The organism is Bacillus sp. ISL-41, assembly GCF_018613235.1.
GTDB lineage: Bacteria > Bacillota > Bacilli > Bacillales > Cytobacillaceae > Mesobacillus.
On the sequence record NZ_JAGGQP010000003.1, the window covers coordinates 1 to 26,536 of the forward strand.

The following is a 26,536-nucleotide window of genomic DNA, read 5'->3' on the forward strand; positions in this document are numbered from 1 at the left end:
AAATGTATAGCCGACTGTCCAGAAACGCAGAAACTGGAGACTCCGACAAAGAAGCGCTTTTTGCTTCTGCCGGCGGAGTCGAAGTTTCGGAGTTTCTAGGAGGCGAACTAGACAAGCGACTCGAGGGGCTAGGCGCTGGAGCTAGACATTACTCAAATTGATTTAATACTTTTTCTTTTCAAAAGAAAAGGGAGAATGCATATGTTCTCCCTTTTCAGATGCATTATTTTTTGAATTCAACGGTTGCAAGCAGGTCAGATCCTGTTGGATGTGCCTTGAAGCCAGTAACGTCTGCTCTTCCTGCAAGTGCAGGCTCAGAGTGAACAAGCGGAATCCAAGGAGCATCTTCCTTGATTAACAATTGAGCTTCTTTATACAGTTTTTCACGTTCAGCCTGGTCATTTGTAGACTGAGCCTTAATGAATAGATCATGAACTTCCTGGTTAGCGTAGCGTGCGTAGTTATTGCTGTCGATGTTATCCTGGTCTAAAAGGACATACAGGAAGTTATCAGCATCACCATTGTCACCAGTCCAGCCAAGCAAGAATGTATCTGCTTCACCCATACGTGCTTTTTCTAGATATGTTGCCCACTCATAAGAAACGATTTTTGCTTTTACGCCAACCTCAGCAAAATCTTTCTGAAGTGCTTCAGCAACTTTCTTTCCGTCTGGCATATAAGGTCTTGCAACTGGCATTGCCCATAGTTCCATTTCAAAACCATCTTCATATCCAGCTTCCTTAAGAAGTTCCTTTGCCTTTTCTGGGTCGTATTCATAAGCTTCTACATCATCGTTGTAGCCAGCCACCGATTTCGGCATTGGGTTTTTCGCAGGCTCAGCAGCACCAGCATAGAAAGCATCGATGAGCGCTTGCTTATTGACCGCATAGTTCAATGCCTGGCGAACCTTTTTATCTTTCATAGGCCCGCGTTCGTTATTCAATCCCAGGTAAGCAACGTTCAGAGAAGGACGGTAGAAGGTTTGCAAGTCTGCATTTCCTTCAATCGCTTCAACATCACTGAAGTTCACTCCATCGATAATGTCTACTTCACCAGTATTCAATGCATTCAAACGTGCAGAGTTTTCTGGAATGACACGGAAGATAACTTCATCAAGCTTTGGAAGGCCCTCTTCCCAGTAATCTTCGTTTTTCACAAGCGTTACTCTGTCATTTCGTTTCCACTCTTTGAACTTGAATGGTCCAGTACCTACTGGATTTTCAATGAATTTATCACCGTGCTTTTCGATTGCAGCAGGGCTTGCAATTCCGAATGGAGACATTGCAAGGTTTTTGTAGAATGGAGCAAGAATACGGTTTAATGTAAATTCAACTGTATGCTCATCTACCGCCTTAACTTCCTTGATTACGTCACCAAATTGTGAGTTATAGTAGTAGAATTGTTCTTTATTACCGGCCTTCCAGCGCTCGAAGTTGAAGACTACAGCTTCAGCGTTGAAGTCAGTGCCGTCATGGAATTTGACACCTTTACGAAGTTTCAGAGTATGCTTCAAACCATCTTCAGATTCTTCCCAGTCTTCTGCAAGTCCAGGGTGGATTTCTGTATCTTGCTCACCGAACTCGATGAGAGTTTCATAGATGTTCTTTGTTACTTTGAAAGCTTCACCTTCAGTTGTCACGGCTGGATCAAGTGATGTTGAATCGCCGCCGCGGCCAAATACAAGAGTTCCTCCAGATGATGATTCACCATCAGAACCAGACTCCCCGCCTGTTTTTGTGCCTCCGGATTCATTACTGCAGCCGGCAAGCCCCAGGCTAAGGATAAGGATAAAAGCAAAAAACATTAATCCAAAACGCCTTTTCATATTCTTCCCCCTTGTTTTTTCGGACCAGTTTTATGTATTCAGGTCCATAATATTTATCATCTATGCTGTTTTCCCTGCAGGCATACCTAAATTATCAGGAATACAGATGGCAGGCAGCAAAATGACCAGGTTCAATTTCTTTCAATACAGGTCTATCAGTCTTGCAGATTTCCATGCATTCCTTGCATCTTGTATGGAATGCACAACCCTGAGGCGGATTCGCCGGGCTAGGAATATCTCCTGTCAGCAGCTCCTGATCCCTTTTTATATCAGGATCCGGGATCGGCACCGCTGAAAGCAGAGCTCTCGTGTACGGATGGAGTGGTTTACCATACAGCTTATCAGCTTCAGTGATTTCTACGAGTCTTCCTAAATACATGACTCCTACCCTGTCACTGATATGTCTTACCACTCCAAGGTCGTGGGCTATGAAAATATAAGTCAGCTGGAATTCCTTTTGCAGGTCCTCCAGCAGATTCAGTACTTGTGATTGAATCGAAACATCGAGTGCGGACACAGGTTCATCTGCAATGATTAGCTTCGGCCTTGTCATCAGCGCCCGGGCAATCCCGATTCGCTGGCGCTGTCCGCCGCTGAACTGGTGAGGGTACCTTTTGGCATGATAACTGCTGAGGCCTACTACCTCAAGCATTTCCTTGACCATCTGTTTGCGTTCCTTCTTAGTGCCGATTCCATGGACGATCAAAGGTTCCTCAAGTATCTTCTCAACTGTATGCCTTGGATTCAGTGATGCAAATGGATCCTGGAAGACCATCTGCATATCCTTCCGCGCCTTGCGCATCTCGTTGTCCGACAGGGTGACAAGATCTTTCCCTTCGAAAACGACCTGCCCTTCTGTCGGGTCAATCAGGCGCATCAGCATTCTTCCTGTAGTTGATTTCCCGCAGCCTGACTCGCCAACAAGACCAAGCGTTTCACCTTTGTTCACCCAAAAACTGATATCATCAACCGCTTTGACGCTTCCAGTCTGTTTGCCAAGGATACCCCCGGTAATCGGAAAATATTTCTTTAATCCATCAACTTTTAACAGTACTTCGGACATCGGCTGCTCCCTCCTTCTCGTGCAGCAGGCATCGAACAGTATGGCCTGGACTGCCAGTTTCATAGAGTTCAGGATCTTCGCTCAGGCATCTGTCCATGACAAATTCACATCTTGCCGCGAATCTGCATCCGACCTTAATTGACCCTGGCTTCGGAACGTTACCAGGAATGGAGTATAATCTTTCCTGCTTATCCCTTATATCCGGGATCGATTTTAGGAGGCCGAGCGTATAGGGGTGCTTCGGATTTTTAAAAATATCCTGGACCAATCCTTCCTCGACGATTTTCCCGGCATACATGACGACGACACGCTGGCAAACCTCGGCGACAACGCCAAGGTCATGAGTAATCATGATAATCGCTGTATCAAGCTTTTCATTCAGGTCCTTCATTAGAGCCAGGATTTGCGCCTGGATGGTCACATCAAGCGCCGTTGTCGGTTCATCAGCAATCAGCACCCGCGGATGGCAGCTCAGTGCCATTGCAATCATGACCCTTTGTCTCATTCCTCCTGAAAGCTGATGAGGATATTCTCTGATGATTTGTTCTGCCCTTGGCAGCCCGACAAGCTTAAGCATTTCTACAGCCTGCTGATAGGCGGCCTTTTTGCCGAGCTTCTTATGTATTTTCAGAGCCTCAACGAGCTGTTCACCAATTGTAAATAATGGATTCAACGAAGTCATCGGTTCCTGGAAAATCATCGCGACCTCATTTCCACGGATTTCCCGCATTCTCCTTTCGGAAGCGTGAACCAGGTCTTCCCCATTCAGGAGAATTTCCCCTCCAGCAATTTTCCCCGGAGGCTGGGGAATCAGCTTCATGATTGATAAGGAAGTAACGCTTTTCCCGCTGCCCGATTCTCCGACTATCCCAAGGATTTCTCCTTTGTTAACTGAAAAACTGACATCATCGACTGCAGGAATCTCTCCATCTTTAGTGATAAATGATGTCTTTAAGTTCTTTACATCCAAAACCGGAGCATGTACCACTTTTCTACTCCTTTCTATTACCGAAATATTATTGCTGAATAAAAATCTATGTCTGTGTAAAACATTTTATATTAAAAAGACCAGGATAGTCCACTGATTTTTCTTAATTATTTAAATATAATAATAATTTAGAATTATTTTAGGTAATTGGAACTATTTGTATGTCAAAAGCTGATAAATTATGACACTATAGAAATGCGGTGAAAGTAATATTTTTCTAGTGAATCTCTCTTAGAATAAAAAATTCCCCGAACAATGTCGGGGAATAGATGTATTGTAATAGGCAAAATAAAAACCGAAGCGAAAAGCTTCGGTTTACGGTGGATACTTTAACTTTCAAGCTGCTGGACCTGGAATAGTCTGTGGTAGCCACCCTTCTTTGCCATCAATTCATCATGGCTGCCGTCCTCTACGATTTCACCGTGTTCGATCAGGACAATCCTGTCAGCATGTGTAATCGTGGATAAACGGTGGGCTACAACGAATGTTGTCCTGTCTTTTGCCAGCTTTTCGATCGCTTCCTGAATAAGATGCTCACTCTCAAGGTCAAGCGCTGATGTTGCTTCATCCAGAATCAAGATCGGCGGGTTCTTCAGGAACACGCGCGCGATCGCGACACGCTGCTTTTGGCCTCCGGAAAGCTTGACGCCCCTTTCCCCGACTTTCGTATCATAGCCTTCTGGCAGACTCATAATAAATTCATGGGCATTTGCAGCTTTTGCCGCTTTAATCACTTCCTCGTCACTGGCTCCGGGCCTTCCTAAAAGAATATTCGATTTGACGGATTCACTGAATAAAATATTATCCTGCGCAACCATGCCGATTTTATCGCGCAGGGAACGGACCTTGAACGAACGGATGTCCTTCCCGTCGAGCAGAATCTCACCCTCGGTGACATCAAAGAATCTTGGAATCAGGCTCACAAACGAGGATTTTCCGCCGCCGCTCATGCCGACCAGGGCAATTGTTTCTCCCTTTTGGACCTCTATATTCAATTTCTTAAGGACCGTCTCCCCGTCTTCCTCATAAGAGAAGCTTACATTTCTAAAAGATATATCCCCATGAACTTGTTTTAATTCAATGGCATCAGGAGAATCCTTTATATCATATTTTTCATCCATGAATTCAAAAACCCGGTCCATTGATGCAATCGCCTGTGTCAATGTAGTTGATGAATTCACAAGCCTGCGCAGAGGGTTATACAGTCTGTCGATATACGCGATGAAAGCGGCCATTTCCCCTATAGTGAGATTCTCTTGAAGGACCTGGTAACCGGAAAAGCCAATTACCAGAAGCGGTGCTATATCAGTAATCGTATTGACTACCGCAAATGCTTTTGCGTTCCATCTTGTGTGGTCAAGCGCTTTTGTTAAAAAGTTTTTATTCTGCTGGTCAAACTGTGTCTGTTCATAATCCTCAATCGCAAAGCTTTTGATGACCGAGATACCAGCCACTCTTTCATGTAAATAGCTTTGTACCCCCGCGAGTGCCTGAGACCGTTCCCTCGTAAGCTTCCGAAGATTCCCGAAAAAGAATTTTACCGAAAAAGCGTAAAAAGGGAACAGGATCAATGAAACAAATGTAAGCTGGACATCCATCGAGAACATGATAGCAGCCGCTATCATAATCGTAGCAACATCAAGCCACAGATTCATCAGTCCAGTAACAACGAAGGTCTTGGTTTGCTCGACATCATTGATCATCCTTGAGATGACCTCTCCTGCTCTCGTATTGGAGTAATATTTGTAACTGAGCCTCTGCATATGGGTAAACAGTCTGTCCCTTATGTCATAAAGGATTTTACTCGCTGTCCACTGGGCAAAATATTGACGATAGTACTCAATAGGCGGCCTGAGCACGACAAAAATAACGATCATGATGCCCATTACCCAAAGTAGTTTGTCTATTTTTTCATCCTTGGCCATTGTTTCATTCCCAATGACATCATCAAGGACAAATTTTATTAAAAGTGGAATCAACAATGGTATCGCAAATTTTAGTATGCCGATTAGAATAGTTCCAATGATTTGCAGCCGATATGGTTTGACGAATTTTAAGTATCTGCGGATGCTGCCCAATTTATAGTTCCCCCTTATGGAGCCTTGCCTTCTAGACACGAAACAAAAACCTGTTGAATCAATCAACAGGCTGAAGCTTGTCTACCCTGTATGGTTAACGACGATAGGTTAAATACCGTTCATAATAAATGTCGATGAAATCTGGCGCAAAGGGTCCCTTCCTTTGCCTGATCCAGCGTTTTAGCTTTTCAACATTGTATTTTAATATCTTGTCGATTACATCAGGGTACTGCATTTCTTTACGATGGCGCTCATATTCATCTTCATCGAGCAGATTAAACGTCATATCAGGAAAAACTTTAATATCGAGATCATAGTCAATATATTTCAGCGCTTCTCCATCAAAAATAAATGGAGAACTGATATTGCAGTAATAATACACGCCGTCTTCCCGAATCATGCCTATAACGTTGAACCATAGCTGAGAATGGAAGTAACAGATTGCAGGCTCTCTCGTAATCCAAGTTCTTCCGTCTGACTCAGTCACGACTGTCCGATCATTTCCGCCTATCACAAGATTTTGCGTTCCTTTTAAGACGGTAGTTTCTTCCCAGACTCGATGGATGTGCCCATTATGCTTATAACTATGGATTTGGATCGGTTCACCTTCTGTGGGTACGCCCATGTTCTTCTCCCCTACTTTCCTTTCCCGGAAACTTTGCAACCTATTTATGTATATGTATCTATTTCCTTCAAAACGACAAAAGGCAACAAAGAACGATTCCTATTTTTTATTATTATAACGGTTAACGAGAGAATTTAAAACAAAAGAGCCACCGATTTCCTCGATCGCCCAATAAATTTGCTTGAATTTTTATAAAAATCCACTATTTTTTATTACAATCAAATAAACAGAGAAGCCTTAACGAAAGGTAACGGCAAGCTCCTGATAAGTATGGATGACTTCCTCCGTCTGCTTTTCAAACATCCGGTGTATCTCCTTAAGGTCCTGCTTTTTCCGGTCAATTTCCATCCGAAGATCTTCTAGTTCAGCGCTTTGCTTAAGGGCATCCAGCTGCTTTTCAATCTCCTGGCATCTTTCTAATTCAGACTGCAGATATAGAAGCTTTTCCATCGTTTGCATTTGTGTAGAGACCAATTCGTTAAATTTATCCATGCTTTTCCACCGCCTGTAAAATTTATCTTCTAAATGTATTCTTGGGTGGCGATGAAAATCCTTTGACTAGTTATGTAGAGGAATTGGAACCTTTGTCGAATGGAGGGTATTGATTTTTATCTATCTGGGAGTTAATACCAGTTAACGAAGCTATTTCCTGTACAATAATAGAAAAGGCACTCTGCGAATTAGAGTGCCTTTCAGTAAGGTGATATTAGCGCTGTTGGCCAGAGTTTTGGCCTTTGCGAGCTTCAGCTTGCTGGTTTTGCTGGCGTACTTCTTGAGCGTTAGTTTCGCTCGCGAATTCAGTGCCGAATTGGCCTTGGCGTCCAGCAGATTGAGCGTTTTGCTGTCTTACTTCTTGAATGTTAGTTCCAGCTTGAGATTGGTTAGGTTGTTTTGCCATTGTTTATCACCTCCACGAATAATAGATTAACCATCCGCGGAAGGTGCTATCCGAATTTTTTATACCAAATTCATCCAGAACAATTTTCCTTAAACCAATAAAGAGATACCACCATCAACAATGATTGTCTGCCCTCGGATCATGCTGGATTCATCCTTCAGCAAGAACATAATCGCATTTATCATATCCTCAATTTCGACCATTCGTCCGGCAGGTGTTTTCTCTCGAGCCTCAGCAAGGAGTTCTTCTCTATTCGGGAAGTGCGTCAATGCTTCGGTGTCGACCGCCCCGCCTGACACGGCATTGACAACGATGTTTTTGCGTGCCAGTTCAACAGCAAGATATCTTGTCAGTGCTTCCAGAGCCGCCTTTGAAACCCCCACTGTCGTATAATTTTCAAGGTATCGAATCGAGCCAAGAGAACTGATGCTGACAATTTTACCTCCGCCATTCCTCTCCATCAGCTTCGCCGCTTCCTGTGAACAGAACAACAAAGCCTTACTATTGATGTTCATCGTCCAGTCCCAATGTGATTCCTCAAGCTCCATTGCCGGTCGCAGTACACCTGAAGCAGCATTATTAACAAAGACATCGAGCCTTCCGAATTCTTCCTCGATTTGTTCAAACATTGCTTTGATTTTGCTGACATCCCCAACATTCGCCTTAACGACAAGGGCTTTTCTGCCAAGAGCTTCGATCTCTTCTGCTGTTTCCTGGGCTGCCTTCTTGCTGCGGGCATAATTGACGACGATGTCATATCCCTCTTTTGCGAGTTTGAGGGCCGCCGCTTTCCCGATTCCCCGGCTGCTTCCGGTAATAAGTGCAACTTTTTGTGTCATTTACAAAATCCCTTTCCATCCAGTTCTTGCTAAAAAGCAAAACCTTAATTTTGTTTCATTTTAGCCTGTTCAGGTATATATGACAATAAGGATATGTTCCTTGTCAATGAAACCTTTGATAAAAAACCACCGTACTGAAAACACTAATCTTTAGGTTAATAATCTTATGAAAGGATGATTCCCGATGTATGTAGGACGTGATATGACCGAATTATCGATGATGCCCAAAACCGATTGGAAGGATAGCGAGCTTGCCTTTTTCCATCACTCTCTCCAGCAAATGGTTCCGTACCTGAATGCCGAAGGCCAGACGATTCACAGGGAAATCGTTGAAGAAATCGAAAACCGGGGCGGTTTGAACCGCGGTGAAGCCGATTACACACATGGAACGAAAGTGAGCTACGATTAAGATACGAAAGCGCTGTGAGTACAAAAGCTGATACTTCTTTTAAAGTAACAAAGGCTGCTAACCCGTAGGTTAGTCAGCCTTTGTTAATTCCAGATACTGTTTTAGCATTTTTTGATATGGAACCGGGAAGGCAAACTCCTTGATTTCCTTCTCGGTAACCAGTTTCAACTGCGGTGACTCAACGATTTCTCCTTTAAACTGGCCGCTGAACACCTGTATATTCCACACTAGATGGGAAAATACATGATCAATCTCCCCTATGGAATCAGTTATCTTTGGTGTTAACCCATAAGTCTCTTCGAAATGCTCCGACAGTTGGTCTCTCTGTCTCTGGAAATCAAGACTCAGCTCAACTGTCGGAAACTCCCACAGATTTGCCAGCAAGCCGGTTTCAGGTCTTTTCCGTATGAGGATTCTTCCTTCCTCATCTTTAAAAATCCCGGCAGCAAGCTGGACATTTTTCTGCTTTTTCTTTTTAGTTTTTACTGGCAGTTCACTCTGCACGCCTTCGTGAAAAGCTTCGCAATGGTCCCTGACCGGACAAAGCAGACAGGAAGGAGAAGTCGGGGTGCAAATAAGGGCTCCCAGCTCCATCAAAGCTTGATTGAAATAGGATGGATTTTCGTGGGAGATCAGCTCCCTGACTGCCGCTTCAAAAATTTTACGGGATGCCGGTTTGGCAATATCCTCCCGAATCAACAAGATACGCGATAATACCCTCATGACATTACCATCTACTGCTGGCTCAGGTTTTCCATAGGCGATACTGAGAATTGCACCGGCAGTGTACGGACCAACGCCTTTTAATGCAGAGATTTCTGCTGGTGAATCTGGAACTCTGCCGCCGTATCTTTCATTAACTTCTTTAACAGCGGATTGTAAATTGCGTACACGGGAATAATAACCGAGTCCTTCCCATGCTTTAAGGACTTTTTCTTCATCAGCGGCTGCAAGCGCCTCTATTGTTGGAAAATTATCCAAAAATCGATTAAAATAAGGGATGACAGTATCTACTCTAGTTTGCTGGAGCATGATTTCTGATACCCACACTTTGTAAGGATCCTGGTCCTTTCTCCATGGCAGTTCTCGCTGCTCACTCACAAACCATCCTATCAAGTCATCCTGAAAGGATTTTATATCCATTTTATCTATACATTTCTTGATATCAATTGCCACTTTCGTTCCTCCAGGTGTTAAACTTTACGGAAATTTGGGAATATAATATTAACGCTTCTGCTTAATCGCCATAAAGCCTATTCGTTCCAATCCGCCCGGAACAAAGTCCTCAAAGATACCAAAAACGGAATGGTCCCGGGATCGCCGCATTTTTTTCAACGCATGGTAATGGGCTTCAGTCGGGACATAGAATGATTCGATGAACATATTACGATCATCCGACTGGCTGCATGAAAACATATCAGCTTCAAAATCAGGCAGCATAGTTGAGATTTTATCAATTGTTTCATGGTATTGGCTCAGCAGATTTTGTTTTACTTCATATTGCACAATCATCTGGATCATTTTATTCAGCTCCTTTATGTGTTTCGTGAAGGGACTGATTGATACAGCCCTTTAAAAGTAAACTATTATTCGTTTTGTGACAAGAACTTTTGCCTGCCAGGTAATTATTATGAAAAGGAGGCTGTTTCCATGGATACTGGTACCCATGTTGTAATGGGATTCGCTCTAGGCGGGTTAGCGACACTTGATCCAGCAGTTAGCGAAAGCACCGTCACTGCATCAAGTGTTTTGATCGCGACTCTTGTTGGCTCGCAAATCCCTGATATCGATACTGTATTGAAATTGAGGAATAATGCTGTCTATATCCGGAACCACCGCGGCATCACCCATTCAATTCCAGCAGTCCTCCTGTGGCCGCTGCTTATTTCTGGGACAATCTACTTTTTCTATCCAGAAGCAAACTTGCTGCATTTATGGATTTGGACATTTATTGCTGTTTTCCTTCATGTTTTCGTCGACATTTTCAATGCCTATGGGACACAGGCTTTGCGTCCTTTTTCGTCGAAATGGGTCGCTCTGGGGGTAATCAATACATTCGACCCGATTATTTTCGCGCTTCATGTCGTTGGTTTGTTCCTCTGGGCATTTGGATATCACCCTGGATATACCTTTTTAACAATCTATGCCATTTTGGTGTTCTACTATATTTACCGCTTTATCATGAAGTTTCGAATCCGACGGGCAGTTGAACATATTGTACCGGATGCTACAGATATCATCATCGCCCCGACCATGAGGTTCAATCATTGGCGGGTCGCGGTCATGAACAAGCACCAGTTCTTTGTCGGCCGGGGGCACAAGCATCATGTGAGGATTCTCGATCAATTCAATCGTGTACCTGTCCCGGAAACTCCGGTGCTGGAAGCAGCAAAAAAAGACAAGAACCTGTCAGCGTTCCTGTCCTTCTCACCAGTATACCGCTGGGAATGCGATGAATATGATGACTATTACGAGGTTAGATTCATTGACCTTCGCTATCGCAGCAACGGGCATTATCCATTCGTCGCTGTCGTGAATCTGAGCAAGGACCTGGAAATTCTCAGCTCCTACACCGGCTGGATCTACAGTGAGGAAAAACTAAGAAAGAAATTGGAATTCCTTCCTGGAGAAGGCTAAGACCGGGCGTATTGCCCGGTTTTTTTGTGTTGTTTTGGGCAGGGGAGTAAGGAGGATTGGTTTCGGGTATTCACTTTTAGCAAAAAAAAACATTTTATGTGACCGATTTTACATACTCTCCCTTTAACCGGGCACATATCCACTTTTTTTGTTACCCGTTTTCTGAATCCTCCTCCTGACCGGGCACATATCTGCTCTTTTAATGACCTTAAAACATACTTTATTCACAAAACACAAAAATCCCCATAATGGGGATTTTCAATTTAATGTGTATTATCAGGATCCTGCTGATCCAATAGATGCTTATACTTCGGGTTCCTGGCGACAAATTCATGCAGCTGTCCGCCGTAATTTTCGATCCATTGACGGACCACTTTTTCAGTCATTTCGCTGCCCATATATTTATGTCCAGCTTTTGCGTAGGTTGACTCAAAGTCTCCCCATAAAAGCTCCACCCATGTCAATGCCTGCTCATAAGTGATGCCATTATTTTTTTCCTGCAGCAGGCTTGCCAGATTCTCAAGAGTTTCCTGCAATTGTGAACACCTCTTTGCCAATATTTAATGTAGTTATGAATGATTGATTTTATCCAATACTATAAATGCGTGCAGCTATTTTGGCATACACGTAATTTACCCGTCACGGAGGGCAATATGCGAAATAAAGTAACCAACTTCCCAAACCAGAACAACAATAAGCTTGAGGGCGAACCCCGGGCAAAAGCAGAATATGCTTCAAGAAGAGCTGATGGTACGATCAATACTCATCCGCAGGAGCGCATGTACGCCTCATCTCACCGTGAAGATGACACTTCAGCGGTCATAAAAGACCATTAAAAAGCTCTTGCCGAACAGCTGGAAGCTTTAAAGTCAGCAAAAACCCAGGTGCAAAACCAGATACTTAATTCTGGTTTTGCTCCAATTTCAATAATAAGGAAATCGGCAGTGCTTCTTCTTTTCCATCTCCATTAAGACGAGCACCCCAGGCAAAAACGCCATTCATATAATCAATTTTAAAATAGGTGCCCGGGTCCCCATCGATCCCATAGATTTCACCTGGCTTAAAATCATCAGGATTCAACATGTAAGATTTAGCCATAGCAATTTTACGTTCGTAAACGGCAAGCTCACTTACCATCCCCATCTGCTCTGCCTTTCTAGCTTTATCACGCAGACTGGCAATTTCCTGGTTCAATTCGTATGCAGATAACTCACTGTAACGCTTTTCCCTGCTCATTTATAATCACTCCTGGATTGTTCTCGCTTTTAACATTCAAGCATTTAAGATATAACTAAATTATAGCATGTTATATTAAGGAGGCTATCATGAAAGCAATCATTGTGACTGGTGCCGGTACAGGCCTAGGAAAAGAGCTGTCCTTGCTTTTGGCCAAACAAGGTTACCATTTGATCTTAACAGGAAGAACTGAAGAAAAGCTAAATGTAGTCAAAGAGCAAATCGAGAAGTCAGGAGGAAGTGCCACGGCAATCCAACTTGACCTTCGAAACCTTGAGGATATCAAGGAAAAAGCTCTGTTGATCAGTAAAAGGCATGAAATTTTCGGTCTCGTGAATAATGCAGGTCTTGGTTACTTCGGCCCGTTCTCCGAAGTCTCAGATACTGAAATCGAGGAGATGTTCCAGACGAATGTATTTGGCACCATTAATCTGACGAAGGCCATCCTCCCTTATCTGGAACAGAATCATGAAGGGCTGGTCTTAAACATTGTTTCTACTGCCGGGCTGCGCGGGAAAAAGAATGAAGCTGTTTATTGCTCCAGTAAATTCGCTGTCAGGGGTTTCACTGAAAGCCTGCAGAAGGAGTATGAAGGAACCGGAATCCGATTCGTTGCTGCTTATATGGGGGGAATGAATACTCCATTCTGGGATGATAGTGAACATGTGGCTGACCCAGCAAGACTTCGGTCAGCTGCCGAGGTAGCCGAAATCATAATCGAAAATCTGAACAAAGACGAAATTGTTATAGAATCTAAAAAATCATGACACATGTCATGATTTTTTTATTCCTCATTCTCTTTTTCAGAAATGAAATCATCAATCATTTCCATTGGGAACCCTTTGCGGTACAACGCCATCTTCAGCTTCTGTCTATATTCCCGTTCCGGCAGTTTACTGTATTTGTTGTGCAGCTTCTCCCCCTGGACCCTTAATGCATCCATTTCATCGTCTTCTTCCTTCACCACATTTGTTTCTTGCAGTGCAGCCCTGATAATCGTGAAGGAATACCCTTTACGCTGAAGCATCTGCTCTATTTTCTGTTTCAGGATTTTGGATGAATCCTTCTTATTTTTCTGTGCATATTTATCACTAAGCTTAATCGCTTTTTCTAATTGTTCATCAAATGAAACTTCTTCAATGATCTTTGAAATGAGATCACGTGATATTCCTTTATTCTTCAATTCCTGCTTAATCACCTCTGCTCCCTTGTCAGTCGTATTCAGCTGAGTACGGACAAAGGCATTGGCAAATTCCTCGTCATTCAGGAATTTGAATTCATATAATTTATGGATTGCTTCTTTTATAACTGGTTCAGCCATTTCTTTTTTTAACAGGTAATCACGTACTTCAGTTTCAGACCTCATGCGATGGGCTAAATAATTGATGGCTGCATTATAAGCTTTCCGGATGTCATCCTGGAAAAGCATCTCTGTTACTGAAAAATCATCGAGCTCCATCCCTTTTTTCAGGTTATGCTTAATCAACACATCTTCATCAACGCTGAAGGAATACTCTTCCCCTCTGCCGCTGTCGGTAAAAATGCTGTATCTTTCCTTATTATGTTTTTGAACAGAAATCTTTGTGATCACTGGCATGTGATTTTCACCTCTAATGAAACTTTAACACATTCAAAGGAGGATTATCATTTTAAAAGAAGTACTATATTAACAAGAGGCTTTATTGAGGAGGGGTTTGATGAAAGTAGCGATAACCGGAGGAACTGGACTTGTTGGCAAAGCTCTGAGCAGTTATTTGATACAAGAAGGCCATCAAGTCTATATATTAACTCGGAATCCAGAATCACAAAGCAGCAACCCTAAGTTTGTCCAATGGCTCAATCCTGGAGACGAACCTGAAAAGGAACTGGAAGGCATTGATACTATTGTCAATCTTGCTGGGGCCACAATCAATAGTAAATGGACGGATGAGTATAAACATAAAATTATTGCCAGCCGGCTGAAGGCAACTGATGAAGTCAAAAGGATTATTGAAATGATGCCGAAAAAACCTTCTGTTTTAATCAACGCAAGTGCTGTAGGCTATTATGGCACATCTGTAAACAAAGAATTTACGGAACAATCACATAAAGGCAGTGACTTCCTTGCCGAAACGGTCGATCAATGGGAAGCTTCAGCAGCCAAGGTTAATGTTATGGGTGTCCGGTCCGTTTTTTGCCGTTTTGGAGTCATCCTTGATAAAACTGCCGGAGCCCTGCCGCGAATGGTCCTCCCATATAAATTTTTTGCTGGAGGAAAAATCGGATCCGGAAAGCAATGGCTTTCATGGATTCATATAGAGGATGTGGTACGAGGTGTTATTTTCGCAATCGAAAATAATAAAGTAAGCGGCCCTGTTAATTTCACAGCCCCCTGCCCGGTAAAGATGGAGCAATTCGGTGAAACCTTATCCAGAGTCATAAAACGCCCCCACTGGATGCCTGTGCCTTCATTTGCTTTAAAAGTACTGCTGGGAGAAATGAGCATCCTTGTATTGGAAGGACAGCGTGCAATTCCTGAAAAACTCCTAAAAGAAGGATTTACATTCAGGTATCCCGAACTCCAAGATGCACTTATAGAAATTTTCGGCAAATAATGCTGTTTAATCCCTTTCAACAAGGAAATACTGGTAAAGTAAAACAATTTGAAAGGGTGGGTAACCAATGGATAAGAAAAAACGAGACAAGACTAAAAGCACTTTATCAAGCATGCAGGAAGTTACATACAGCCATGAATTCAAGAAAGCCGACAGAGCTGGCGGCTATACAAATGGAAAGAGATAATAAGCATTAAGCACCCCTTTATTGCGGAATATAAAAGTACGGAAATGATCCTATTTCCGTACTTTTATCGTGAAAGGGGTTTTTTCGAATGGGTCGTGCTCATGGACATAAAACACGTGACCGAAACAAAGCTTCTCTTCCTCAGGTGCCTAAAAATATGAAATCTGATGGACTTGACGTAGAATTTGACAGGGACCTTGCCGATCATGAGGACCTTGAGGCAATGGCTCGATCTAAGGCTGCTGACGAACGCGCAAAAAAACACCGGAAATAACCCATAAAAAAAGAAAGCAGAATCCATCAAGGGTTCTGCTTTCTCTTTTAAGGGGAAGGGGAATATCAACAGTTAGCATGGGGATATATATTGTGAATGTTTTCACTAACTTTTGATATCTTCACTATACGCTCTCTCTCCAACTAATACAATGACTTTCACCAATTGTTCAAAAATAATATGATCCAGTTATTAACACAACTGTGGACAATGTTAATAACTCTTCCGACCGCTTACTATTATTAGATTTTTAATACGCTAACTTTTTTACATCATTTTTGTGGATAATGTGCATAAGTCTGTGGAGTACTCGAAAAATAGTGATTTTACCTGTTGATAAGTATGGTGATAAATAATCGCTATTAATATTACCCTTACTTCTAAAGCCGCAAACCATATTCATTAACGAAGGCGTAAATAATTTACATGAACAAATCAAATACTATTCCTAATTGGAGTGATATTTAACAACACGGAGGGATTCCTAATGGCAAGGAGGAATAAAATACTTGTACCTGAAGCTAGAAAGGCATTGGATGACTTGAAGGCTCAAGTAGCCGGAACAATGAAACCGGAGGATGCCAAATATGAGACGGCCAGGGAGATTGGAGTTCCCTTGAACAAGGGATATAACGGAAATCTTCCGACCCGGGAAGCAGGCAGGGTTGGCGGCAGACTGGGAGGAAATATGGTTCGCGAGCTCGTTAAAATGGCACAGGAAAACCTGCGTAAGAAGTAAGGATTTCAAAACTGTTCGCAAAAATGATTGACATCTGCTGGAAAATGAAATATACTAGTAAAGCTTCGCCAAAAAGAAGTAACTTGAATCACAATAAATTATTATGTAAACAATTAATGGCGTTCTGCTTTTATTTTTTCGGTAACAACTTATTCACACTGGATCGGCTTCGGAGCCGTAAGGATGCAAGAGAGGTAGGGCTTGTGTCGTTTAGGTTAAAAAATGGATCAAGTGGAATTATGTACCGCGGCAAAAGTTTATAATGGATGATTTTTTATACATCTTGTGGAGTAGCAAGTTACTTGAAAGCGAACCGGGTTCCGGTTCGCTTTTTCTATTGTGAAAAGCTAGATTTAGATTGCGTTATTCACCTTGTCATGTTCAGTGTTATCAGATGGTTCCTGCTTGTAGGTCGGCAGGATAATGGTAACCTCTGTCCCAACTCCTTTTTCACTCTTGAATGAAATCGCACCGCCCATAGCCTCAATGATTTTTATTGAAACGGAGGTTCCGAGCCCCGTACCTTTATCTTTAGTTGTATAAAATAATGTACCTAGTCTGGCAAGTTGGGCACTATCCATTCCTTTTCCCGTATCCGAAACTACTATATATGTTTCATTAACGCCCGACACCTGGCTGATGTTGACTTCCCCTCCATCATCCGTAGCTTCAATTGCGTTCTTTATAATATTCACTAGAGCTTGTTTCAGCTGGTTCCTGTCCGTCTTTACATATATCGCCCATTCAAACTGGACATTCACCTGCACACCTTCCTTTGCAGCAAATGCCTCTAAAAGCAATGTGACTTCAGCAATGATTTCTGCCAGTTCGGCATCTTCAAGTTTTTCAAATTGTGGCTTGGCGAAATTCAGATAGTCATTAATGATGGACTCCGCCCTGCCTAATTCTGTTAGGACGAGACTCAAATAATAATGATTATTTCCTTTTTCTTGTTTGTGCATCATTTGCAGGAATCCTTTTACAACTGTTAAGGGATTCCTGATTTCATGCGCAATTGATGCAGCTAATTCACCCAGTGTATTCAGTTTTTCAGCGCGAAGGATTTCTTTTCTCATTAAATCCTTCTCGATCAAGGACTCATGCAGAATCGCCGCAATCCATACCGCAAAAACCTGTATGGCACCGAAAATGGCTACATTCATCATAATTTGGTTCGTGTCTTCCGCTATGGCACCATTAATGATAATGCTGACCACAAGAATCATCAGCATGGAAAACGAAGGCCATAAACCAACAAGGACCACTGTCCTTATTCTTTTCTTTGCTTCGAACGTCCAAAACTTTTTCATGAATATGAATGGAATCAGCGCTGCCAGAAAACCGCTCGCGTATCCGAGCAGAAGATCACCGCCCATTATTGTCCTTGTTCCAAGGTAGGTAACCCAAACCATAGCACCTGCAATAGGACCGCCATATAAAAAGGCCAGTACCATTGGGACGTAACGAAGATCCCAGAACAATCCGCCTTCCTCATACGAAAAAGCAAGGGAGAGAAACACAGCAGCACTTTGAAGCACTCCGCACAAATAAGGAGATTTCCCGATGCTTTTATTATCAAAAAGAACACTATGAATGAAGATTGGCAGCAGAATAATAAGGACGTTTAAAAGAAGTTTCTCAGCAAGCATTTCATCTTCTCCATTCGAAGAGGTTTTGTATAAAGGCGGACTGATGCTTTCCTACTGGTTAGCGTTCTCGTATTAGGAATACGACAAACTTTTCATGAATCCTCTATTGCCCGGGAAATTTGTCATATTTAACGAGAAAATGCTAGAAACAAAACCCAAATCTTCGAGTATATACTATTAAATAATTTCGCGAGCATCCCACACACTATATCAAAATAAAAAAAAGAAGCCCTGAGGCTCCAAATAATTGATAGCTGTCTTGCATTGATTGATTTTTTCTAAGAAGTACTTGGTCCTGCATTTCCAAAGCTGATGGGGCTCTTCTTGAGGAGACCTCTGAACAGGGATTGCGACAATTAGTTGATAGCAGCAAAGTTTGCAAAAAGAGCCTAGTTCATTAACATTTTCTTTTCCAGCTGGCTTGTGTACAGACTATGGTAAAAACCTTTTTGTACCAGTAATTCGTCATGGCTGCCTTTCTCAATGATCTGCCCATCTTCAATGACGATAATCTGGTCAGCACTTTTAATTGTATTCAGACGATGGGCGATGATGAAGCTTGTTCTGCCTTTCAGCAGATGCTGGAGTGCTTCCTGGATTTTAAGCTCCGTGATTGTATCAATACTGCTCGTCGCTTCATCAAGAATCAAAATCGATGGATCAGCAAGGATTGCCCTTGCGATGGATAACAGCTGTTTTTGCCCCTGACTGATGCCCGCATCATCCTGGCTTAACACGGTATCGTATCCTTCTGGAAGCCGGCGGATAAAGGAATGGGCATTTGCTGCCTTTGCAGCCTCCTCTACTTCCTTATCTGTTGCATCTAGTCTGCCGTAGCGGATATTTTCCCTTATGCTTCCCTGAAAAAGGAATGAATCCTGGAGGACAAACCCCATTTGGGTACGCAAGCTTTCACGGGTGATTTTTTTGCTGTCATAACCATCAATTAAAATGAGTCCCACATTTGGCTCATAAAAACGTGAAATCAAGTTGATGATTGTGGACTTACCAGCGCCTGTAGGTCCAACGAGGGCAATACTTTCACCGGGTTCAGCTTTAAAGTTCAAATCAGATACTGTATCCCCCCCTTTTTCATATGAAAAAGATACATCCTTGAACTCAACCTTACCCTTGATGTTCTGAAGTGAGGCAGCTTCTTTCTCATCGACTGCCTCTTCTTCGGTATCAATGATATCAAAAACCCTGTCAGCCCCTGCAACTGCAGAAAGTAAAGTATTGAACTGGTTCGACAGGTCATTCAGCGGTCTTGTGAACTGCCTGGAGTACTCCGTAAAAATAACGATTGTCCCAATCGATACGTAGCCTCTAAGCGCGAAGTAGCCGCCAACAGCAGCCACAATGGTGAAGCTTAGGTTATTGAGCATATTCATTAATTTAGGGATGAAACCGGTGAAAGTCTGGGCCCAATACCCGGACTCCTTCAACTGCTTATTCTTAATACGGAATTCTTCAATAACTTTTGGTTCTTGCGAGAAAGATTTAATGATTTTCTGACCAGAGATGGTTTCTTCAATATAGCCATTCATTTCGCCAAGCCGACGCTGCTGCTCTTTATACAGCCTTCCTGTCCGGCTCGTAATCCACTTCATCCCCATGAACATCAGCGGCACAATGATCATCGTAACAAGAGTTAGCAGCGGGCTAAGCCAAATCATGACGACGAGAGTTCCCACAAGGGTAAGCACACTTGAAAAAATCTGGATCACAGAAGAGTTCAGCGTTGCACTGACATTCTCGATATCATTGGTTACCCTGCTCATCAATTCACCATGCTGGCGCTTGTTGAAGAAATCAATCGACAGCTTATGGAAATGAGTAAATAGCTGTTTCCTCATTGTATAGACTGTCTTCTGGGCAATCCCTATCATCCAGTAGCTTTGGAGCCATAAGGATAAGGAGTGCAGCCCATACACAACGGCCAGACCGGCTAACAGCCAGATGAATCCGTCAGTGGACTCTGTCGCAAAATACTCATCAATTCCCCATCCAATTAGGAATGGTCCCATCAAACCAAGTGCAGAACTTGCCACAACCATTAATAGAACCAGGATCAGCAGGCTCCTCTGTTCTGCAAGGTATGACCAGATTCTTTTAACCGTCGGCCCAATTCCCCTAACAGAATTACTTTTTTGTTCAGTCTTGCTCTGCTTTTTTAACATCCTGCCTTCACCTCCCCAAATTGGGATTCGTAAATAGCCTGATAAAGGGCAGAATGTTCAAGAAGGTACTCATGGTCTCCATATCCAATTAAGGAGCCATCTTCTAGCAGCAGGATCTTATCCGCTTCCTTAGCCGTACTTATCTTTTGGGTAATGATGACTGTTGTGCAATGGTATTTGGTAATCGAATCCAAAAGCTTTGCTTCTGTTTTTAAATCAAGCGCACTCGTGCTGTCATCAAGCAACAGGATTCTTGGATTTTTAATCAGTGCCCGCGCAATTGATAGTCGCTGTTTTTGTCCGCCCGAAAGATTGACGCCTTTTTGTCCCAGAAGTGTGTTATATCGATTAGGAAGTTTTTCAATCGTTTCATGGATCTGGGCATCAGACGCAGCCTTAACCATTTCCTCATCGGTGGCATTCTTTTTGCCCCATGCAAGATTTTCCTTGATAGAACCAGTGAACAGCATAGCCTCCTGGGGGACATAGCCAATCCCCTCTCTAAGACTTTTAAATTTAAAGTCCTTGATTCTCCGGCCGTCTATTCGAATTTCCCCGCTCGTTACATCATATAACCGGGGAATAAGCTGGAACAACGATGTCTTCCCGGCCCCGGTAGCCCCAAGTACAGCCACAGTTTCACCGGGATCAATCGAAAAGGATAGATTTTGAAGGATCGGAATATTGGTGTTCGGAAACTGGAATGAAACCTTGTCAAATTCAATTTTCCCTTTAGTAATCCCATAATCCTTGCTGCTTTCTATTGTATCTTCCAGGTCGATTTCCTCATTCAGCACCTCTGTCACACGCTCAGCAGATGCTCTGGCACGAGAATAAACCATGATAATCCAAGAAAACATCGAAAAAGCAGTTGTGATCCTTGCTGCATAATTCACAATCGCAACCACTTCACCGACAGAAACGCTACCAGTCTGGACTTCTATTTTCCCGAACCAAAGAACGGCAATGACACTCATATTCATGAAAAGCATCAGGACAGGAATCGTTACCTCGGTCACCCTTAGAGCAAAAACGGTTTTATCCTTAAGGTTATTGTTCGCATTTTCAAATCTTGTACCTTCGTAACCACCTCTTGCAAATGCCTTGATCAGCCTCATTCCCACAAGGTTTTCCCTCATGACACCGTTCACTTTGTCCAGGCGCTTTTGAACACTTTTGAATAAACCTGCAGCCTTGGTCATGATCCATATCAGGAATATCAACAGAGGCGGGATAATGATGACAAATGCAAGCGACAGTTCCACATTGACGAGCATGGCCATAATGATTCCGCCGATGACCAACAGAGGAGCGCGCATTGCAATTCTCAAGCTCATAAAGAATGTATTTTGCAACTGTGTCACATCATTGGTGATCCTTGTGATCAAAGATGATGATGGAAAGTTACTGAAGTTAGTGAAAGAAAAAGACTGGACCTTGGCAAACAGCTTTTCCCGCAAATCATAGCCAAAGCTTTGGCCTGCATGGGCAGCTATAAACGAATTTGTGATACCGGATGCAAAAGCAAGTAAAGAAATCCCGAGCATGACTGCACCTAATTTGATAACAGTATCCAGGTCCCTGGCGACAATTCCATCGTCGATAATCTTGGCCATCAGCAGCGGCTGCACAAGTTCAACCGCCAGTTCGACGAGCATCAAGCTTAGCGCAGCCGCAATCGGGATGCGATATGGTTTTACAAATGAAAATATACTCATGAAGATAAGACCCCCGTTGAAACGATCTTGATTATTTCGGCTTACGAATTTTTATATCTTCTATAATACCTCTTTTGGTGAATTTTTTGAATTGAAAGAGAATAATTTATTTTGCTTTTGAGTGCTGAAATTTATTTATAGGCTTAATTTTTTATTTTACAACATAAAAACAGCACCGTTTATTAAGACGATGCTGCTTTTAATGTATTTCATATAATTTTAAGAATTTTGCACCAGATGATCCTTTAACTGGTCCCTTAGTGCGCGTTTCAGGAATTTGCCGACCGAGGTCTTTGGGATCTCCTCCATGAATACAACATCATCCGGAAGCCACCATTTAGCGAACTGCGGAGCGATGAATTCGAGAATTTCCTGCTTATCGACCTTTCCTCTATATTGTTCCTTCAGTACGACGCATGCAACCGGCCGTTCCTGCCACTGCTGGTGAGGAACCGCAACGACACTCGCCTCAAATACAGCCTCGTGAGCCATCAGGGCATTCTCAAGATCGACAGATGAAATCCATTCGCCGCCGCTCTTGATCAGATCCTTCGTGCGGTCGACCAGCTTGATGACCCCCTCTTCATCAACAGTGGCCACATCGCCGGTGTACAGCCAGCCATCGCGGAATGCATCTGCCGAACGCTCATCCTTATAATATTCATCGGCAATCCATGGTCCACGCAGCAATAGTTCTCCCATTTCTTCTCCATCCCACTTCACTTCGCCATTTCCGCCGATAACTTTCATTTCAAGCCCAGGTACAAGGAGTCCTTGCTTTGAGCGGATATCTAAAATTTCATCTTCGTCCAAGCCGACCTGGTAGCTCTTCAGGCGTGATACTGTTGCCAGCGGAGTGGTCTCTGTCATGCCGTATGCGTGCAGGAATGGAATCTTATATTTTGTTTCAAACGCCTTGATCATGCCTCGCGGCGCTGCAGAACCGCCACAGACAATCGATCTTAGTGAAGAGGTATTATAGCTTCCATTTTCAAGCTCATTCAGCAGACCAAGCCAGATCGTCGGCACTCCTGCGGTAAAGGTGACTTTTTCCTGTTCAATAAGATCAGCAAGCAGCTTAGGTGTGAACAATGGACCAGGCAGGACTTGAGTCGATCCGAACCAAGTCGCAGCGAATGGCATGCCCCAGGCATTGGCATGGAACATCGGCACTACAGGCAGGACGACATCTGTTTCGGATAACGCAGCAGTATCTGCCAATCCAAATGCGTAGCTATGGAGGACGATGCCTCTGTGAGAATAAACAACGCCTTTAGGATTGCCAGTGGTTGCCGATGTATAACACATCCCTGCTGGTGCATTTTCATCAATATTTTTCAGAAATTTAAACTCCGGACTGCCCTCGCGAAGAAGCGCTTCATAGGAATAAACTGGCTCCAAAGTTGTGTCTGGCAGCTCGTCTTTGTCGGTCATGATGATGTATGCCTCTACTGTTTTAAATTGGTCCTTGCTCCGTTCAATCAGCGGCACCAGGTCTTCATCGACAAGCAACACCTTGTCTTCTGCATGATTGATAATGTAAGAGACATGTTCTGGTGACAGGCGGATATTGATTGTATGAAGGACTGCCCCCATACCCGGTGCGGCGAAGTAGACCTCAAGATGGCGATGGTGATTCCAGGCAAATGTGCCGACCCTGTCTCCCTTTTCCACACCCAGCTTTTCAAGCGCACTGGCAAGCCTGCGGGTCCTCTCGCCAATTTCCTTGTAAGTGAACCTGTGAATACCTGACAGTGTACGAGATACCACCTGCTTTTTCGGGAAAAATTTTTCTGCTCTTTCCAATAGCGACCCTACTGTCAATGGAACATTCATCATACCGACATTTCCCCTTCCGCTTTTTAAAATAGGACTCTAGTATTTACTGCTTTTTATACTGAGCCATTCTTGTAAAATCTCATCAGTCTGTTCTCCTTTTTTGGGCGGCCCTGCTTCTGTTTGCGATGGCATATCTCCATGCATTTTAATTTGGCCTTCTGGCAATACAAAATTCTTTTCTCGCCAATATGGATAGTGAGCCAGTTCGCCCACCTCAAGTACAGGTGTAAGGCAGCAGTCGACCTTCATGCCGAAATCCGCCCACTGTGAGAGCGACTTGCTTTTAAACAGATCTACAAGCTCGATGTAAACAGGGTTTGAGTTTTCCAGCCTGGAATAATGCGCCGAGAGCCAATCCTCCCTGCCGACAGCCTGGCAAAAATTTCTCCAGAACTTGGGCTCGAGTGCCCCAAGACTGACATAGCGGCCGTCCTTGGTTTCGTATAGCCCGTATCCAATGACGGTGCCGTTCAGAACGGAAACGCCATTAGGATAGCCTGTTTCTTTTTCAATCAATACATGGTTTGCCATCAAGGCTGCCATGCTGTCAGCAATGGAAATGCAATGATAGCTGCCCTCACCGGTTTTCCCCCTGCCTACAAGTCCAGCAAGGATCCTTTCACTGGCAGCCATTCCCCCGATATAATCAGAAAAAGTATGGGTTGGATGAACCGGTCTTCCTTTATCGTCCTTCATCTGGGCCAAAGCGCCGCTCAAGCTCATATAATTCAGGTCATGGCTGCCCAGGCTGCTCATCTCTCCGTCCCTGCCGTAACCTGTCACCGAACAATAGACGATTCCTGAGTTGACCTTTTTTACCGCTTCATAACCGAGTCCAAGCTTATCCATCACTCCCGGCCGGAAGCTCTCCACAACTACATCCGCCCTGGCAAGTAAGTCAAGGGCCAGCAGCTTTCCTTCTTCCTGCTTCAGGTTGATGACAATGCTCTTCTTGCCGCGGTTATGGGCGTTAAATACATACCCTTCGCCTGTATTCCTCGCCGGGTCTCCCTCCGGAGCTTCGATTTTAACAACCTCAGCCCCCAGTTCTGACAGTCTCAGCGTCGCAAAAGGTCCGGGGATATAATTGGTGAAGTCTATTATTTTAATTCCTTCCAGCATATTAAAAAACCCTTTCCATTACGTCGGCTGCCCTTTTGAAAACAATTCTTCCATTTGCTTTCTGAGCATGAATTTCTGGATTTTCCCGCTCGCATTCCTAGGGAGTGCATCCACAAAGAGGTATTTGCGCGGGCGTTTGTAATTTGCCAGGCTGTCGCTGTTTTTGCACCATTCATCCAATTCCTCTTCTGTTACCTTTGAATCTTTTTTAACGACAAAAGCCGTCACCGTTTCGCCCCAGCGGTCATCCGGCTGGCCGACGATCGCAACGTCAAGCACACCTTTATGGGCATGGAGCACATCTTCTACCTCACGCGGATAAATATTTTCACCACCGCTGATGATCATGTCATCCACCCTGTCCTTGACCCAGAGATATCCCTCTTCATCCAGGTAGCCGATATCCCCTGAATGATACCAACCCTTATGCATCGCCTTTTCAGAAGCCTCTGCGCGGTTGAAGTAGCCTGACATCATGCATGGACCCTGGACAATAATTTCACCACTTTCGCCTGGAGGCAGGATATCGTCCGGATTGGATGGCCCATCCTCGTTCGGCCGGACAATCCTGATTTCATGGTTAAGGCAAGCCTGGCCTGCCGCACCAGCTTTTGTCAGCTGGTCATCCTCAGAAAGAAAAGTGATTGCAGGACCCATTTCCGTCATTCCATAAGCCTGGACTAGCTTGATGCCTAGCTTGTCATGGCAGGCATGGACAAGCGACGGCGCCATTGGGGCAGCTCCGTACAGTCCCAGTTTTAGACTTTCGATATTATAGTCATCCAGGTTCTCCTGAAGAAGCATATTCCACATCGTAGGAGCCGCGAAGAACTTCGTGATTTTTTCAGAATCAATCAGCTCAAGAACCTTCTTTGGCGCGAATTGATGGAGAATGACATTGCTGCCGCCCACATGGATTCTAGGCAGGAACGCACAGTGGAGCTCGGCACAGTGGAACATTGGCGCAGTTACGAGGCCAACATCATTTGCCCCCAGTTTGGTTGCTCCTACAACGATCAGGCTCTGCTCGACCATATTGCGATGCTTGTGCATAACGCCTTTTGGCCTGCCAGTTGTCCCGCTTGTGTACATAATCGCGTACAGGTCATTTTCGTCTACTTCAATCTCAACTGGCTTCGTTTCCGCAGCTTTCACTTTTTCATGGTAGCTCTGGGCATACTCTGGCGTATCTTCGTCGATGTACCAGAAAGCGATATGCGGGAATCGCTTCTCAATAGCCGCGATGACTGGCTCGACCGCCTTTTCAAAGATGACGACCTTTGGCCTGGCGTCACTAAGGATAAACGCGACCTCTTCTCCCATCAGACGGAAATTGATTGGATTGAAGACTGCCCCAATTTTCGCACAGGCGAAAAACGTAGTACCCAACTCCTCGGTATTAAATGTGAATGTGGAAACTCTGTCGCCTTTCTTTACTCCTTCAGCAAGGAGCGCATTGGCAAGTCGGTTCACTTCATCATTCCATTCACTATAAGTAAAGCGGACATTTCTGCGGACATCATAGAGGGCTTCCTTGTTCGGGAATTTCATTACGGTCAGGTCAAAAATTTTTCCGATCGTCGTGCTCATTTGCATTCCTCCTATTAAAATGTCATTTTATGCTTTACAGAGCAGC

Annotated in this window: 27 protein-coding genes; 8 read left to right on the plus strand and 19 right to left on the minus strand. The window is 43.7% G+C overall.

All coding sequences use genetic code 11. The features are described 5' to 3' along the window. Positions 1-223: 223 nt before the first annotated feature. From J7I80_RS00680 to fabL, 8 genes are all read right to left on the minus strand, one after another. Positions 224-1,825, minus strand: a complete 1,602-nt coding sequence (locus tag J7I80_RS00680) for an ABC transporter substrate-binding protein (protein WP_214735515.1) — start codon at positions 1,823-1,825, stop codon at positions 224-226. A 94-nt stretch (positions 1,826-1,919) separates the two neighbouring features. Next, positions 1,920-2,888 (minus strand): ABC transporter ATP-binding protein, encoded by a 969-nt coding sequence (locus J7I80_RS00685; protein ID WP_214735516.1) that lies wholly within the window; start codon positions 2,886-2,888, stop codon positions 1,920-1,922. Beyond that, positions 2,863-3,876: an ABC transporter ATP-binding protein gene (locus tag J7I80_RS00690; protein WP_214735517.1), complete on the minus strand. Its 1,014-nt coding sequence runs from the start codon at positions 3,874-3,876 to the stop codon at positions 2,863-2,865. The genes J7I80_RS00685 and J7I80_RS00690 overlap by 26 nt, the downstream gene beginning before the upstream one ends. A gap of 329 nt (positions 3,877-4,205) precedes the next feature. Next, positions 4,206-5,954, minus strand: a complete 1,749-nt coding sequence (locus tag J7I80_RS00695; RefSeq protein WP_214735518.1) for an ABC transporter ATP-binding protein — start codon at positions 5,952-5,954, stop codon at positions 4,206-4,208. Between the two features lie 94 nt (positions 5,955-6,048). Continuing rightward, entirely contained in the window at positions 6,049-6,579 is a 531-nt protein-coding gene (ntdP, locus tag J7I80_RS00700) for a nucleoside tri-diphosphate phosphatase (RefSeq protein ID WP_041967592.1), read from the minus strand. A 237-nt stretch (positions 6,580-6,816) separates the two neighbouring features. Beyond that, entirely contained in the window at positions 6,817-7,071 is a 255-nt protein-coding gene (locus J7I80_RS00705; protein WP_192469468.1) for a YgaB family protein, read from the minus strand. Between the two features lie 214 nt (positions 7,072-7,285). Beyond that, positions 7,286-7,477 (minus strand): gamma-type small acid-soluble spore protein, encoded by a 192-nt coding sequence (locus tag J7I80_RS00710; protein WP_192469469.1) that lies wholly within the window; start codon positions 7,475-7,477, stop codon positions 7,286-7,288. 89 nt (positions 7,478-7,566) lie between these two features. Continuing rightward, positions 7,567-8,316, minus strand: a complete 750-nt coding sequence (gene fabL, locus J7I80_RS00715; RefSeq protein ID WP_214735519.1) for an enoyl-[acyl-carrier-protein] reductase FabL — start codon at positions 8,314-8,316, stop codon at positions 7,567-7,569. A gap of 184 nt (positions 8,317-8,500) precedes the next feature. On the opposite strand from fabL, the gene J7I80_RS00720 reads away from it, so the two are divergent. Further along, positions 8,501-8,725 (plus strand): hypothetical protein, encoded by a 225-nt coding sequence (locus J7I80_RS00720; protein ID WP_192469471.1) that lies wholly within the window; start codon positions 8,501-8,503, stop codon positions 8,723-8,725. A gap of 69 nt (positions 8,726-8,794) precedes the next feature. On the opposite strand, the gene mutY is transcribed toward J7I80_RS00720, so the two are convergent. Then, positions 8,795-9,868: an A/G-specific adenine glycosylase gene (gene mutY, locus J7I80_RS00725; RefSeq protein WP_214735732.1), complete on the minus strand. Its 1,074-nt coding sequence runs from the start codon at positions 9,866-9,868 to the stop codon at positions 8,795-8,797. 81 nt (positions 9,869-9,949) lie between these two features. Continuing rightward, positions 9,950-10,246 carry a hypothetical protein gene (locus J7I80_RS00730; protein ID WP_214735520.1) on the minus strand — a complete coding sequence of 99 codons (297 nt, stop codon included), beginning with the start codon at positions 10,244-10,246 and terminating at the stop codon, positions 9,950-9,952. A gap of 129 nt (positions 10,247-10,375) precedes the next feature. Here J7I80_RS00730 and J7I80_RS00735 point away from each other — a divergent pair, with 129 nt between their 5' ends. Further along, positions 10,376-11,362: a metal-dependent hydrolase gene (locus J7I80_RS00735; protein ID WP_214735521.1), complete on the plus strand. Its 987-nt coding sequence runs from the start codon at positions 10,376-10,378 to the stop codon at positions 11,360-11,362. Between the two features lie 263 nt (positions 11,363-11,625). Here J7I80_RS00735 and J7I80_RS00740 read toward each other — a convergent pair whose 3' ends face one another. Next, positions 11,626-11,898 (minus strand): YfhJ family protein, encoded by a 273-nt coding sequence (locus tag J7I80_RS00740; RefSeq protein WP_214735522.1) that lies wholly within the window; start codon positions 11,896-11,898, stop codon positions 11,626-11,628. Between the two features lie 117 nt (positions 11,899-12,015). Here J7I80_RS00740 and J7I80_RS00745 point away from each other — a divergent pair, with 117 nt between their 5' ends. Continuing rightward, the gene (locus J7I80_RS00745) at positions 12,016-12,198 is read left to right on the plus strand and encodes a small, acid-soluble spore protein K (RefSeq protein WP_023625563.1); all 183 of its coding nucleotides are present in this window, start codon (positions 12,016-12,018) and stop codon (positions 12,196-12,198) included. Between the two features lie 64 nt (positions 12,199-12,262). On the opposite strand, the gene J7I80_RS00750 is transcribed toward J7I80_RS00745, so the two are convergent. After that, positions 12,263-12,598, minus strand: coding sequence for a YfhH family protein (locus J7I80_RS00750; RefSeq protein WP_214735523.1), 336 nt, complete (start codon positions 12,596-12,598; stop codon positions 12,263-12,265). 89 nt (positions 12,599-12,687) lie between these two features. Between J7I80_RS00750 and J7I80_RS00755 the strand changes: the two genes are divergently transcribed. Beyond that, on the plus strand, positions 12,688-13,365 hold the full coding sequence (locus J7I80_RS00755; RefSeq protein WP_214735524.1) for an SDR family NAD(P)-dependent oxidoreductase: 678 nt from the start codon (positions 12,688-12,690) through the stop codon (positions 13,363-13,365). A gap of 17 nt (positions 13,366-13,382) precedes the next feature. Here J7I80_RS00755 and recX read toward each other — a convergent pair whose 3' ends face one another. Next, positions 13,383-14,195, minus strand: a complete 813-nt coding sequence (gene recX / locus J7I80_RS00760) for a recombination regulator RecX (RefSeq protein WP_214735525.1) — start codon at positions 14,193-14,195, stop codon at positions 13,383-13,385. Positions 14,196-14,295: 100 nt separating this feature from the next. Here recX and J7I80_RS00765 point away from each other — a divergent pair, with 100 nt between their 5' ends. From J7I80_RS00765 to J7I80_RS00780, 4 genes are all read left to right on the plus strand, one after another. Continuing rightward, positions 14,296-15,192 carry a TIGR01777 family oxidoreductase gene (locus J7I80_RS00765; RefSeq protein WP_214735526.1) on the plus strand — a complete coding sequence of 299 codons (897 nt, stop codon included), beginning with the start codon at positions 14,296-14,298 and terminating at the stop codon, positions 15,190-15,192. Between the two features lie 67 nt (positions 15,193-15,259). After that, positions 15,260-15,379 carry a YfhE family protein gene (locus tag J7I80_RS00770; RefSeq protein ID WP_214735527.1) on the plus strand — a complete coding sequence of 40 codons (120 nt, stop codon included), beginning with the start codon at positions 15,260-15,262 and terminating at the stop codon, positions 15,377-15,379. 88 nt (positions 15,380-15,467) lie between these two features. Continuing rightward, complete coding sequence (locus J7I80_RS00775) at positions 15,468-15,653, plus strand: YfhD family protein (RefSeq protein WP_214735528.1); 186 nt, start codon at positions 15,468-15,470, stop codon at positions 15,651-15,653. Between the two features lie 487 nt (positions 15,654-16,140). Then, positions 16,141-16,392, plus strand: coding sequence for an alpha/beta-type small acid-soluble spore protein (locus J7I80_RS00780; RefSeq protein ID WP_214735529.1), 252 nt, complete (start codon positions 16,141-16,143; stop codon positions 16,390-16,392). Positions 16,393-16,745: 353 nt separating this feature from the next. Here J7I80_RS00780 and J7I80_RS00785 read toward each other — a convergent pair whose 3' ends face one another. The 6 genes from J7I80_RS00785 to J7I80_RS00810 form a co-directional block, all read right to left on the minus strand. Continuing rightward, entirely contained in the window at positions 16,746-18,041 is a 1,296-nt protein-coding gene (locus J7I80_RS00785; protein ID WP_214735530.1) for an ATP-binding protein, read from the minus strand. A 389-nt stretch (positions 18,042-18,430) separates the two neighbouring features. Continuing rightward, positions 18,431-20,221 (minus strand): ABC transporter ATP-binding protein, encoded by a 1,791-nt coding sequence (locus tag J7I80_RS00790; RefSeq protein ID WP_214735531.1) that lies wholly within the window; start codon positions 20,219-20,221, stop codon positions 18,431-18,433. Beyond that, positions 20,215-21,939 carry an ABC transporter ATP-binding protein gene (locus tag J7I80_RS00795; RefSeq protein ID WP_214735532.1) on the minus strand — a complete coding sequence of 575 codons (1,725 nt, stop codon included), beginning with the start codon at positions 21,937-21,939 and terminating at the stop codon, positions 20,215-20,217. The genes J7I80_RS00790 and J7I80_RS00795 overlap by 7 nt, the downstream gene beginning before the upstream one ends. Positions 21,940-22,158: 219 nt before the next feature. Further along, the gene (locus J7I80_RS00800; protein ID WP_214735533.1) at positions 22,159-23,778 is read right to left on the minus strand and encodes a long-chain fatty acid--CoA ligase; all 1,620 of its coding nucleotides are present in this window, start codon (positions 23,776-23,778) and stop codon (positions 22,159-22,161) included. A gap of 36 nt (positions 23,779-23,814) precedes the next feature. Further along, on the minus strand, positions 23,815-24,900 hold the full coding sequence (locus tag J7I80_RS00805) for a CaiB/BaiF CoA transferase family protein (RefSeq protein ID WP_214735534.1): 1,086 nt from the start codon (positions 24,898-24,900) through the stop codon (positions 23,815-23,817). Positions 24,901-24,918: 18 nt separating this feature from the next. Further along, positions 24,919-26,490, minus strand: a complete 1,572-nt coding sequence (locus J7I80_RS00810) for a fatty acid--CoA ligase (protein ID WP_214735535.1) — start codon at positions 26,488-26,490, stop codon at positions 24,919-24,921. Positions 26,491-26,536 lie beyond the last annotated feature (46 nt).